This is a genomic window from Rathayibacter rhapontici, from assembly GCF_001995175.1.
Taxonomy (GTDB): Bacteria; Actinomycetota; Actinomycetes; order Actinomycetales; family Microbacteriaceae; genus Rathayibacter.
The window spans coordinates 1-12126 of the sequence record NZ_MUKN01000031.1; the positions used below are offsets into that span (position 1 = coordinate 1).

Genomic DNA, 12126 nt, shown 5'->3' on the forward strand with positions numbered 1-12126 from the left:
GCGACCGCCAAGCGCGAGGCCGCCGCCATCCGCTCGGAGGCGGGCCGCGAGGCCGCCGAGATGCGCGCCGTCGCCGCTCGCGAGGTCGAGATCGCCCGTGCCGAGGCCGCCCGCCTGGCGCAGAGCACCGAGCTGCAGCGCGCCGAGGTCGCCTCCGAGATCGCCCGCCTGCGCGCGGCCGTCGAGGCCGAGATCGCCGAGGCGCGCTCGGCCGTGGCCGCCGAGATCGCAGCCGCTCGCGCCGCGCTCGACGCCGACGTCTCGTCCGCTCGCGCCGCGCTCGACGCCGAGATCACCACCGGCCGCGCCGACGCCGCTCGTGAGCTGGACGACCAGCGCACCCGGCTGGCGCACGAGCGGGCCGAGGCCGTCGCTCTGCTGGACGCCGAGGTCGCCGGCCTCCGCAGCGCCGCTGCCGACGAGGCCTCGGCGCTCTCGCGCGAGGTCGAGCAGGCGCGGATCGACCTGACCGTCGAGCTCGCCGCCCGACGCGAGGAGGCCGACCGGGACCACCTCCTCCGTCACCAGGAGGCCGTCGCGCAGACGCAGCGCTACCTCGACGAGTCGAACCTCCAGCTCGCCGATGCGCTCCGCCGCGCCAACGACAAGCGGCTCGAGGCCGACGCGCTCCGCAGCGACGCGCTCGACGAGACGACGCGCCTGCGCCGCGACGCCCAGGACGAATCGGACCGCCTGCTCGCCGAGGCCCGCGAGCGCGCCCAGGAGATGCTCGCCGACGCCGAGAGGCGGACCCGGCAGCTGGTCGCGACGGCGGAGGGGCGGCTCGACGAGATCCGGACCGAGCGGGACGCCATCGCCGGCTACGTGAAGGGCCTGCGCGGACTGATCGGCCACATCGACGAGATCTCGCTCGATTCGGACGACGACTCCGGCCGCGACGACTCCGGTCGTGACGACTCCGGCCGCGACGACTCCGGTCGTGACGGCTCGCACGGCGACGACGAGACGGACGACGCCGCACAGCAGGCCGTCGTCGAGCAGGAGGGCACCGCGGGCTCCGCCCGCTGACCCCGTCCGAGCCCGGAGAGACCGGAGGGAGCCCGCCGACGCGGGCTCCCTCCGTCCGTCCCGGGCGTCAGCCCAGCTCGCCCGCCCACTCCGTCGGCAGGGGCGACGACGCCGGAGCCACCACCCGCACGATCTCGTCCAGCACGCGGCGCGTCTGCGCCTCGCCGACCCAGAGGTGCTTGCCCCCGGCGACCGGCACCAGCTGCATCTGCGGAACCGACGCGAACCGCTCGGCGGCCGCCTCCGGTCGCAGGTAGTCGTCGAACTCGGGGATCAGCGCGACCAGGGGCCGGCCGTCCTCCGCCCAGGCTGCGACCTCGTCGGCCGTGGCGCGGTGCAGCGGAGGCGACAGGAGGATCGCTCCCTCGATCGGGTGCTCCCTCCCCCACTTGAGCGCGAGCTCCGTGCCGAAGGACCAGCCGACCAGCCAGGGGTGCGGCAGGCCGCGGTCGGCGACCAGCTGCATCGCCGCGGCGACGTCGGCACGCTCGCCCGTCCCTCCGTCGAACGCGCCCCCGCTCGTGCCCCGCGGCGACGACGTGCCCCGGGTGTTGAAGCGCAGCACGGCGAGGTCGGCCAGCGCCGGGAGCCGCGCCGCGGCCTTGCGCAGGATGTGCGAGTCCATGAAGCCGCCGTGGGTGGGCAGCGGATGCAGGGTCACGAGCGTCGCGACCGGGTCGCGGTCGAGCGGCAGAGCGAGCTCTCCGACGAGCGTCAGCCCGTCGGAGGTGCGCAGCTCGATCTCCTCGCGCCGGGCGGGGAGGACCACGCCGCCCCGGATCTCGTTCGTCATCGTGCTCCTTGGATGCGCCAGCAGTGGTTGTGCCAGTGACGGCGGCCGGCGAGGTCCGCCGCGTCGCCGAGGGCCCCGTCGCCTCGCCAGACGACGACGTGCGCGAGGCCGATGTCGATGGTCTGGCCGCAGCCGGGGCAGAGGTAGTTCTTCACGGCCCGGGCCGACGAGACGGGCTGCACGTTCCAGTCGCGGCCCGATCGCACCTCGGTGCGGCGCCAGCCGGCCATCATCTGCGACAGGTCGCGCGGTTCGTCGTCGCCCTCGCGCCGACTCCCCCGAGGTCGATTGCTGCGCGGCATTCCTCCAGTGTAGGAGCCGCTCCGGGCGGGGCGGCCGTCAGTGCGAGGTGTCGTCCATCTCGAGCCGCGTCTCCTCGGCGTCGAGCATGAGCTGCGCGCGTCGCAGGATCCGCGACGAGTACAGGCCGCGGCCCCGCGCCTCGAGCAGGGCCTCCCGTTCGGCCAGCAGCACCGCCCGCCGCAGGATCAGGTACTGGGCGTGCGGCCCGAGCGGAGCGTCCGCCTGTCGGTCCACCTGCTCCCACGCGACCTGCGAGCGCGTCAGCGTGTCGCGGCGGACGCGCTCGAGCACGCGGGGCCCCACCGCTCCCTCGGGCAGCTCGGCCACGGCCCCGGGCAGCGCCTGGATGCCGGTCGCCGCGACCTCGTCGAGCAGGGTCGCGAGCTCGCGTCGATCGGCGTCGCGATCGCTCCCCTGGATGCCCGTCAGACGGATCAGAGCGGGCAGGGTCGCGCCCTGCAGCAGGAGCGTCACGACCGCGACCGTGAACGCGATCAGGATCAGCTGCTCGCGGTACGGGGTCTCCCCGGGCAGCGACTGCGCCGCCGCGAGCGTGACCACGCCGCGCATCCCGGACCACGACAGGATCACTCCGCCGCGCCAGCCGAACGCCTCGCTGCTGGTCGCTGCGAGATCGGTCTCGCGGCGGTGGTACAGGCGCTCGGCACGCTGCTGGCGTCGGCGGAACCGGTCGTCGCTCGTCGCGCTGTTGCGCAGATGCATCACTCCGACCGCCAGGCGGCGGTTGATGCGCTCCGCCCGCCTCCCGGAGCTCCGGAGCCAGACGAGGAGCGGCCAGACGAAGAGCGTCCGCAGCACGATCAGCAGCACGACCACCGCGAACCCGAGGAGCACCGCCTCGGCCACTCCGAGCTCCCCCGGCTCCACCTCGCCCACGATCACTCTGATCTCGGCGCCCATCAGCAGGAACACCCCGTTCTCGAGCAGGAACTGGGCGGTCCGCCAGTTCACCCGCTCGCTGATCCGGGACTGCGGGCTGAGGAAGCGGGCGCTGTTGTGGCCCGTGTAGATGCCGGTGACCACCACGGCGAGGACGCCGGACGCGCCCAGCTCCTCCGCGGGGATGTAGGCCAGGAACGGAACCGCGAAGGACACCGCGGTGTCGAGGACCGGGTCGCTCAGCTTCGAGCGGATGAAGACGGTGATGACGCCCATCACGAGGCCCAGGACGACGGCCATCACGACGGAGTAGACGAACAGCACGCCGACCTCGCCGACGTCGATCGCATCGGCCGAGACGCTCGCTCCGACGGCGGCCGTCGTCGCCGTCGCCGCGCGCAGCAGCACCAGCGCGGACGCGTCGTTGACCAGGCTCTCCCCCTCGAGCACCGTCACCAGGCGCGGCGGCAGACCGAGCTTCTTGCCGATCGAGGTCGCGGCGACGGCGTCCGTCGGGCTGACGACGGCCCCCAGGGCGATCGCCGCCGCGAGGCCGAGGTCGGGGAGGAGGAGGTGCAGGAAGACGCCCACCGCGATCGCCGTGACGAAGACCAGCAGCACCGACAGGCCGAAGATCGATCGCAGGTTGCGGCGGAAGTCGGTCAGCGGCACCTGGATGGCGGCCGAGTAGAGCAGCGGCGGCAGGACCCCGGCCAGGATCAGCTCGGGCTCCACCTCGATCTCGGGGACTCCGGGGAGGTAGGACGCGGCGATGCCGACGACGACGAGGATGAGCGGTGCGGCGATGCCGAGCCGGCTCGAGAAGCGCGCGACCGTGACGACCGTGATGATCCCGGCGACCCCGAGCAGCGCGTAGTCCACGCGCCCAGGCTATCGAGAGCGGGGCCGGGAACGCCGACGGGCCCCGTCACTGTCGTGAGGGGCCCGCCGGCGGAGCACGGTGGAGGCGTCAGTACCAGTTCATCGCCTCGGAGTGCGCCCAGGCGCCGCACGGCGAGCCGTAGCGCCCCGAGATGTAGCCCAGGCCCCAGGTGATCTGAGTGGCCGGGTTGGTCTGCCAGTCGGAGCCGGCGGAGGCCATCTTGTTGCCGGGGAGCGCCTGCGGGATGCCGTAGGCGCCGCTCGACTTGTTCTCGGCGAACGTGTTCCAGCCGGACTCGCGGGTCCAGAGGAGCACGAGGCAGTCGTACTCGCTGTCGGCCCAGCCGCGCTGGACGACCATGTCGTAGGCGATCGCCTTCGCGGACCCGGGGTCGGGAGCCGCGGAGCGCACCACGGGAGCGGCCGAGCGCGCCGACGGCTGCTCCTGCTCCTCCTCCGCCTCCTCGGTCTCGGTGGGGGTCGGAGTGGGAGTGGGCGTCGGGGTGGGCTTCGCCTGCGCGTCGAAGGTGTCGCGCTGCACGGCGCGCTCGGCCGGAGCGGCGACCACGAGGCGCTGCGCGGGGTCTCCGTCGAAGCGGGCCGGGGCCTGGTAGTACGGGGAGGCGACCGCCCCGCTGGACGGGTCGACGACCGACACCATCACGAATCCGATGGAGGCCGCGAAGGCGAGCACCGCCAGAGGAAGGCGTGCTCGGGAGCGACGTGTTGGGGCCTGACGCGGAACCGGGGGCTTCACGGCCAGGAGCCGGGAGACGGGTGGCTGGGCGACGGCGTTCAATTCAAGCTGACCCACGATTACGAAAGCATAACGGACGCGGGCCCGTTCGGCCAGGAACGGCGCGGAAGGTCAGCGGACGGCCAGCATGACGTCGATCACGGTGTCGAGGACGAAGTCGACCTGCGGCTCCGAGTACCCGCCGCGCTGAGGGGCGAAGGACACGGTGCGGACGTCGTCGACGCTGAGCACCGAGCCGTCGCGGAAGTAGCCGGAGATGCGGTCGGCGAACGCGTCGACCTGCCGGATGTTGTAGCCGGTGGTCAGCGCGCTGAGTCGCTGGAAGCGCTCGCGCTGCGGTCGGGCCAGCCGGTTCACGACCTCCTGCGCGGTGGCGCGGGCCTCCCGCAGCCAGACGTCCTCGCCCTTCTCGGCGATGGCGTACTGGCGCTCGCGACTCGCGAACGCGTCCTCCAGCCGCTCGAGCGCGGCGTCGACGTGAGGAGCGGAGTAGCCGCCCTTGCGGAGGGAGAACGCGGTGTGGCGCAGGTCGGACGCGCGGAGATCGGCCGGTCCGCCCGAGAGCTGGGCGTACGCCTCGCGGGCCGAGGCGAGGAAGGAGTCGACCTCCTCGACGTCGTAGCCGGGGCGGTTGTCACGGGCGCGCGGGAAGGGATCGGTCACCCGGACATTCTGCCAACAGCCGGGCCGAGTGCGGGCAGCGGCGCGTCGCCGAGTGCCGCCGGGCCCGTCAGTGCGCGAAGAGGAAGTAGAGCACGTAGGCCGCGGCGGCAGACGGGAGGATCGAGTCCAGCCGGTCGAGCACGCCGCCGTGGCCCGGGAGCCAGGAGCTCATGTCCTTGATGCCGATGTCGCGCTTGATGAGCGACTCGGCGAGGTCGCCGAGCGTCGCGCTCAGCAGCATGACCGCTCCGAACACGGCGCCGACCCACCACGGCTGACCGAGGAGGAGGACGGCGAGCAGGACGCCCGCGACGATCCCGACGACTCCGGCGCCCGCGAAGCCTCCCAGGTCTTCTTCGGGCTGATCCGCGGCGCATGGGGTGCTTGCCCCAGGTCAGGCCGCTGGCATAGGCGCCGATGTCGACGAGGATCACGAGCACGAGGAACGAGAGGGTCCAGAACTGCCCGCCCTCCTCGGCGACGAGTCGCACGGCGAATGCGCCCAGGAAGGTGACGTAGGCCTGGACGAACACGCCGAGCCCCATGTCGAGGAGCAGATCGCGGCGCGTCGAGCTCGTCCGGCGCAGCAGCTGCTCGCCGAGGCGCCAGAGCGCGACGAACGCGGAGCCGCCGAGCACGGCGAGCCAGGCCGCGGAGATGCCGCCGTAGTAGGCGGCCGGTACGGCGATCACCGCGGCGATGCCGGTCGGGATCCTGGGGATGTCGCGCCCGGCGTGCCGGAGGGCGTTCGAGAGCTCGAGGGCCGCGAGGATGACCAGCGCCCCCGCGAGCACCATGAACAGCTCCTTGATCAGGAGGAGGCTGACGCCCATGGCGCCGACGCCGATCACTCCGATCAGGGTGGCCGAGACGAGGTTGCGGCCGGAGCGCGCGGTCAGGCGCTCGTTCGTCGCCTCGAGCTGAGCCCGGGTCGCCTCGAGCTGGCGCTCGACGTCGGCCTTGCGCTGCTGCGCGCGTGCCACCAGGCGTCGCGCGTGACCATCCGGGAGCCCCGGGCACCCGGGACGTGCGGCTTGCGCTCCTCCCCGTGCTCGGAGCCCTCGGATTCGTCGGCCACCACTAGACCTCGAGCAGCTCGGATTCCTTGCGCTTGAGCGCCTCGTCGATGGCGTCGACGTGCTTCTTCGTGACGGCCTCGAGCTCCTTCTCGGCGCGGCCGACCTCGTCGTCGCCCAGCTCGCCCTTCAGCGCGTCCAGGTCGTCCTTGCCCTTGCGGCGGATGTTGCGGACCGCGACCTTGGCGTCCTCGGCCTTGGTCCGGACGATCTTCACGAACTCCTTGCGACGCTCGGCGGTGAGCTCGGGCAGGGTGACGCGGATGACGTTGCCGTCGTTCGACGGGTTCGCACCGAGGTTGGGCATGTCCCGGATGGCCTGCTCGATGTCGCGCAGCGAGCCCTTGTCGTAGGGGGTCACGAGGAGGGTGCGCGCCTCCTGGTTCTGCATCGAGGCCAGCTGCGAGAGGGGCGTCGGAGTGCCGTAGTAGCTCACGAGCACCTTCTGGAACATGCCGGGGTTCGCACGGCCGGTCCGCACGGTGGCGAAGTCCTCCTTGGCGACCTCCACGGCCTTGTCCATCTTGGTCGTCGCGTCGGCGAGTACATCCGAGATCACGGGGGCTCCTTTGAGAAGAGGGAAGTGGTCAGTCTAGTTCGAGACGAGGGTGCCGAGCCGGGCGCCCCGGATGGCCTTCGCCACGTTGCCGGAGGGCTCCATGCCGAAGACCTGCATCGGCATCCCGTTGTCCATGCAGAGGCTGAACGCGGTCGAGTCGACGACCTTCAGGCCGCGCTGGAGCGCCTCCTGGTAGGTCAGCGTGTCGAGCTTCTTGGCCTCGGGGTTCGTGCGCGGGTCGGCGTCGTACACGCCGTCGACGCCGTTCTTGGCGACCAGCACGACATCGGCGTGCGTCTCGAGCGCGCGCTGAGCGGCGACGGTGTCGGTGGAGAAGAACGGCAGACCCGCTCCGGCGCCGAAGATCACGACGCGCCCCTTCTCCATGTGGCGGATCGCGCGCCGGGGGATGTACGGCTCGGCGACCTGGGTCATCGCGATGGCCGACTGGACGCGCGTCTCGGCGCCGGCCTGCTCGAGGAAGTCCTGGAGGGCGAGGGCGTTCATCACGGTGCCCAGCATGCCCATGTAGTCGGCCCGGCCGCGGTCCATCCCGCGCTGCGAGAGCTCGGCCCCGCGGAAGAAGTTGCCTCCGCCGACCACGACCGAGATCTCGACCTCGGTGGCGGCGTCGGCGATCTCGCGCGCCAGAGCGCTGATCACGTCGGGGTTCACCCCGAGTGTCCCGGCCCCGAACGCCTCCCCCGACAGCTTCAGAAGCACCCTGCGGCGCTTGCCCGTCGTCGTAGCATCCGTCTGCGTCATGGACGTCTTCCTCCCGTGGACCCGTACAAACCTATCCCGCGCGGAGCACGCCCCGCGACCACGCCCGGGAGCCTCCCCCGGGCAGAGCGAAGGGAGTCCGGGTCGACTGAACGACCCGGACTCCCCTGCTGCGTGCTACGCGCCGACCTTGAACCGGGCGAAGCCCGAGACGGTCAGACCCGCGTCGGCCACGACCTTGCTGACGGACAGCTTGTTGTCCTTGGCGTAGTCCTGGTCGAGCAGCGCGACCTGCTTGAAGTACGCGTTGACGCGTCCCTCGATGATCTTCGGCAGGGCGGCCTCGGGCTTGCCCTCGCCGCGCGAGATCTCCTCGACGATGCGGCGCTCGTTGTCGACCTCCGACTGCGGGACGTCCTCGCGCGAGAGGTACGACGGGTTGGCGAACGAGATGTGCTGCGCGATCGAGCGAGCGGTCTCGGCGTCGTCCCCGGAGTAGCCCACGACCACGCCGACCTGCGGGGGCAGGTCCTTGTTGGTCTTGTGCAGGTAGATGGCGAAGCTCTCGCCCTGCACGGTGGCGACGCGGCGGAGCTCGACCTTCTCGCCGAGGATCGCGGCCTCGTCGTTGATGACGTCGGCGACGGTCTTGTCACCGGCGGGGGCCGCGAGGGCCTCCTCGACGGTGGTGGCGCCAGCGGCGACGACGGCGGCGAGCACCGAGTCGGCCAGGGCGATGAACTTCGTGCCCTTGGCGACGAAGTCGGTCTCGCACGCGAGCTCGATCAGGGTGGCGACTCCGCCGTTCTCAGCGGCGGCGACGAGGCCCTCGCTGGTGGAGCGGTCGGCGCGCTTCGCGTTGCCCTTGGCGCCCTTGAGGCGGAGGATCTCGACCGCCTTGTCCAGGTCGCCGTCGGCCTCGACGAGCGCGTTCTTGGTGTCGACCATGCCGGTGCCGAGCTGCTCGCGCAGCGTCTTGACGTCAGCGAGGCTGAAATTGGCCATAGTTCTGCGAACTCCTCTGTGGTTCTGGCGTCCGGTCGACCCGGTGGTTCCCGGTCGACTGCGGGACTCCAGTCTGTCTGAAGTGGTGATCGCGGTGGCGATCGGTGCCTGTCCGAGCGGAGCCGGGCGCCTGCGGTAAGCGGCGCCCGGCTCCGGCTCAGGAGGGGTGTCAGGCGGTGGCGGTCTCGTCGGCCGGAGCTCGGTGGTCGCCTCGTCGGCGGCGGGGGCCTCGGCGGGCGCCTCGTCGGCGGCGGGGGCCTCGGCCTCGGCGACGGCCTCGTCAGCCGTGGCGGCCTCGGCGTCGGCGACCTTCTCGGTCTCGGCGCCGGCCTGCGGCTCCTGGCCCTGGAGGAGCTCCTTCTCCCACTCGGCCAGCGGCTCGACGGCGGAGACGTTGCCCTCGGCTCGGGCTTCTGGTGACGCTGGATGAGGCCCTCGGCCGCGGCGTCGGCGACGATGCGGGTGAGCAGGCTCACCGAGCGGATCGCGTCGTCGTTGCCCGGGATCGGGTACTGGACCTCGTCCGGGTCGCAGTTCGTGTCGAGGATGCCGATGACCGGGATGCCCAGCTTCTTGGCCTCGTCGATCGCGAGGTGCTCCTTCTTGGTGTCGACGACCCACAGCGCGGAGGGGGTCTTCGACAGGTTGCGGATGCCGCCGAGCGACTTGTGCAGCTTGTCCAGCTCCCGCTTCTTGATGAGGAGCTCCTTCTTGGTGAAGCCGCTCTTGGTGGTGTCGTCGAAGTCGAGCTCCTCGAGCTCCTTCATGCGCGCGAGGCGCTTGGAGACCGTCTGGAAGTTGGTGAGGAGGCCACCGAGCCAGCGCTGGTTCACGTAGGGCTGGCCGACGCGGGTCGCCTGCTCGGCGATCGCGTTCTGAGCCTGCTTCTTCGTGCCGACGAAGAGGATGGTGCCGCCGTGGGCGACCGTCTCCTTGACGAAGTCGTAGGTCTTGTCGATGTAGGCCAGCGACTGCTGGAGGTCGATGATGTAGCTGCCCGAGCGCTCGGTCAGGATGAAGCGCTTCATCTTCGGGTTCCAGCGACGGGTCTGGTGCCCGAAGTGGACGCCGCTGTCGAGCAGCTGGCGCATGGTGACGACTGCCATGAGTCGTTCTCCTTGTCTCGGGGTCCGGGCGCACGACGGCGCCGAACTCCCGTTCGGTTGTCTGCGACGGCCGGTCGGCACGTCGCCCTGGCGCCCGGCGTGCTCCCGCCTCGCCCGCGTGTGCGGAGGAGGACCGGTAGGAGCGGAGGCCGAATGGGCGCGCGTAGTCACCCCGACGAGCGAGGTGCTCCGAGCATCCTAGCACCGCGGAGGCCGCCTCCCCCGCTGGTGCGGGAGGGCGGCCTCCGGGGTGTCGGGGGGGGCGCTGCTAGTTGCGCGCCGACTTCATCACGGTGCGGATGTGCAGGGTGTCCATCTCCTCCAGCGATCGGCCCTTGGTCTCGGGCACGAACATGAAGACGAAGACGAACGAGATCGCGGCGAACGCGGCGTAGAGGCCGTACGCGAGCGTCAGCGAGACGTCCTGCGACAGGATCGGGAACGTCACCGTGATCGCGAAGTTGGCGATCCACTGCGCGGAGGCGGCGAGACCGAGCGCGGCGGCGCGGATCCGGTTCGGGAAGATCTCGCCGAGCAGGACCCAGACCAGCGGGCCCCAGGTCGCGCCGAAGAAGACGACGAAGGCGTTGGCCGAGACGAGGGCGATCGGGCCCCAGGCGCCGGGCAGCGAGACGTCCTCGCCGTCGATCGTCGACTGGCTGAACGCGATCGCCATCAACGCGAGCGAGATCGCCATGCCGGCGGAGCCGACCAGCAGCAGCGGCTTCCGGCCGACCTTGTCGACGAGGAAGATCGCGACGAAGGTGACCACGACGTTCACGACCGAGGTGAAGACGGAGATGGCGAACGAGTTGGACTCGTCGAATCCGACCGCGCTCCAGAGCGACGTGGAGTAGTAGAAGATCACGTTGATGCCGACGAACTGCTGGAACACCGAGAGCAGGATGCCGACCCAGACGACGGGGAGCAGTCCGAGCGCCGGGCCGCGCAGGCTCGAGCGCTTCGCGTTCTCGGCGTCCTCGTCGATGCGCTTCTGGATGTCGGCGAGCGCGTCGTCGACCTCCTCGCGGGGCGTGACGGTCGCGAGGACCCGGCGGGCCTCCTCCGTCTTGCCGCGAGTGGCGAGGAAGCGGGGCGACTCCGGCAGCGTCAGCGCGAGCAGGCCGTAGATCACGGCCGGGACGGCGCAGGCGATGAACATCCAGCGCCAGGCGGCGACTCCGAACCAGTACGGCTCGGACGCGCCGTTCGCACCCTCGGCGATGAGGGTGTCCGACAGCAGCGCGGCGAAGATGCCCAGCGTGATCGCGAGCTGCTGCAGCGAGGCGAGGGCGCCGCGGATCGCCTTCGGCGCGATCTCGGAGATGTAGGTGGGGGCGATCACCGAGGCGATGCCGATGCCGAGGCCTCCGACGACGCGCCAGAGGACGAGGTCCCAGACGGCGAACGCCGCACCGGCGCCGATGGAGGAGACGAAGAAGAGGCCGGCGCCCAGCAGCATCACCTTGATGCGGCCCCAGCGATCGGCGAGGCGGCCCGCGAGGTAGGCGCCGAGCGCGCAGCCCAGCAGTGCCGACGCGACGGCGAAGCCGATCAGCGCGGCCGAGAGGTCGAACTCGCCCTGCACCGCCTCGACCGCTCCGTTCACGACGGAGGAGTCGAAGCCGAAGAGGAAGCCGCCGACGGCGGCCGCGATGGCCAGGCCGATCACCTTCCTCCGGAGCTTGGCTGCTGAAGGGGCCGGTGTCTCGGATCGTCCCGTGGTCATGATCGTCTCCGCTCTGGCTGCCGGCCGGCGGCGCTGATGGCGCCCCGTGCCGGATTCACGCGAAGCGACGTTACTCCCGCGGGCGAGTCGGCCTCGACGGGTTGCGCTCCTGGACGATCGCGGAGAGTCCTCCACAGGAAGGGGCGCGCGGGGCTTCTCCCCCGGTCAGCACGGCCGGCGGTCGGCCGCGGCGCCGAGCCAGCAGGGTGAGCGGATGACGACCACGATCCTCCGCCGCTCGGGCGTGTTCCTGGCGCTCCTCTCCGGCCTCCTGATCCCGCCGACGGTGGTGCCGCCGGGATCGCTCTGGGCGTCTCCGGTTCCCGGGTTCACAGTGGTCGAGCCCTGGCGGGCGCCCGAGCACCGGTACGCGGCGGGCCACCGGGGCATCGACCTCGAGGCGACCGCGGGGGCGCCTGTGCTGGCGGTGACCGGCGGGACGGTGTCGTTCGCCGGGCGGGTGGTGGACCGCGGGGTGGTGAGCATCGAGCACGCCGACGGGCTGGTGTCGAGCGTCGAGCCGGTGGAGGCGACCGTGTCCGCGGGCGCGGTGGTCGCTCCGGGGGACGTGATCGGGACGGTCGGCGGCGGGGGCCACTGC

The 12126-nt window shown here is 71.7% G+C and carries 11 protein-coding genes and 3 pseudogenes; 2 read left to right on the forward strand and 12 right to left on the reverse strand.

Annotated elements, in window-relative coordinates:
• Window positions 1–1029 (forward strand): annotated as a pseudogene (locus tag B0T42_RS20025) (hypothetical protein); the annotation flags it as partial.
• A gap of 67 nt (window positions 1030–1096) precedes the next feature.
• Here B0T42_RS20025 and B0T42_RS11170 read toward each other — a convergent pair.
• The 12 genes and pseudogenes from B0T42_RS11170 to B0T42_RS21325 form a co-directional block, all read right to left on the reverse strand.
• Window positions 1097–1822, reverse strand: a complete 726-nt coding sequence (locus B0T42_RS11170; protein ID WP_077223216.1) for an alpha/beta hydrolase — start codon at window positions 1820–1822, stop codon at window positions 1097–1099.
• Complete coding sequence (locus B0T42_RS11175) at window positions 1819–2124, reverse strand: hypothetical protein (RefSeq protein ID WP_055792532.1); 306 nt, start codon at window positions 2122–2124, stop codon at window positions 1819–1821. Before B0T42_RS11175 ends, B0T42_RS11170 begins: the two co-directional genes overlap by 4 nt.
• A 37-nt stretch (window positions 2125–2161) precedes the next feature.
• Window positions 2162–3907 carry a cation:proton antiporter gene (locus tag B0T42_RS11180; protein ID WP_077223217.1) on the reverse strand — a complete coding sequence of 582 codons (1746 nt, stop codon included), beginning with the start codon at window positions 3905–3907 and terminating at the stop codon, window positions 2162–2164.
• An 88-nt stretch (window positions 3908–3995) separates the two neighbouring features.
• Entirely contained in the window at window positions 3996–4601 is a 606-nt protein-coding gene (locus B0T42_RS11185) for an aggregation-promoting factor C-terminal-like domain-containing protein (protein ID WP_236720237.1), read from the reverse strand.
• Window positions 4602–4775: 174 nt separating this feature from the next.
• Window positions 4776–5327, reverse strand: coding sequence for a DivIVA domain-containing protein (locus tag B0T42_RS11190; RefSeq protein WP_077223219.1), 552 nt, complete (start codon window positions 5325–5327; stop codon window positions 4776–4778).
• A complete protein-coding gene (locus B0T42_RS22710) occupies window positions 5324–6310 on the reverse strand; it encodes a phosphatidate cytidylyltransferase (protein WP_236720238.1) in 987 nt (328 codons plus the stop codon). Before B0T42_RS22710 ends, B0T42_RS11190 begins: the two co-directional genes overlap by 4 nt.
• Window positions 6311–6407: 97 nt before the next feature.
• Window positions 6408–6962 (reverse strand): ribosome recycling factor, encoded by a 555-nt coding sequence (gene frr, locus B0T42_RS11200; RefSeq protein ID WP_056867011.1) that lies wholly within the window; start codon window positions 6960–6962, stop codon window positions 6408–6410.
• 33 nt (window positions 6963–6995) lie between these two features.
• Window positions 6996–7727: a UMP kinase gene (pyrH, locus tag B0T42_RS11205; protein WP_077223220.1), complete on the reverse strand. Its 732-nt coding sequence runs from the start codon at window positions 7725–7727 to the stop codon at window positions 6996–6998.
• Between the two features lie 135 nt (window positions 7728–7862).
• The gene (tsf, locus tag B0T42_RS11210; protein ID WP_077223254.1) at window positions 7863–8690 is read right to left on the reverse strand and encodes a translation elongation factor Ts; all 828 of its coding nucleotides are present in this window, start codon (window positions 8688–8690) and stop codon (window positions 7863–7865) included.
• Window positions 8691–9034: 344 nt separating this feature from the next.
• Window positions 9035–9796: pseudogene (rpsB, locus tag B0T42_RS11215) on the reverse strand (30S ribosomal protein S2); the annotation flags it as partial.
• A gap of 268 nt (window positions 9797–10064) precedes the next feature.
• Window positions 10065–11525: a sugar porter family MFS transporter gene (locus tag B0T42_RS11220; RefSeq protein WP_077223221.1), complete on the reverse strand. Its 1461-nt coding sequence runs from the start codon at window positions 11523–11525 to the stop codon at window positions 10065–10067.
• Between the two features lie 165 nt (window positions 11526–11690).
• The gene (locus B0T42_RS21325) at window positions 11691–12011 is read right to left on the reverse strand and encodes a hypothetical protein (protein WP_236720239.1); all 321 of its coding nucleotides are present in this window, start codon (window positions 12009–12011) and stop codon (window positions 11691–11693) included.
• On the opposite strand from B0T42_RS21325, the pseudogene B0T42_RS22715 reads away from it, so the two are divergent.
• Window positions 11953–12120, forward strand: a pseudogene (locus B0T42_RS22715) (M23 family peptidase); the annotation flags it as partial. The gene B0T42_RS21325 and the pseudogene B0T42_RS22715 overlap by 59 nt on opposite strands.
• Window positions 12121–12126 lie beyond the last annotated feature (6 nt).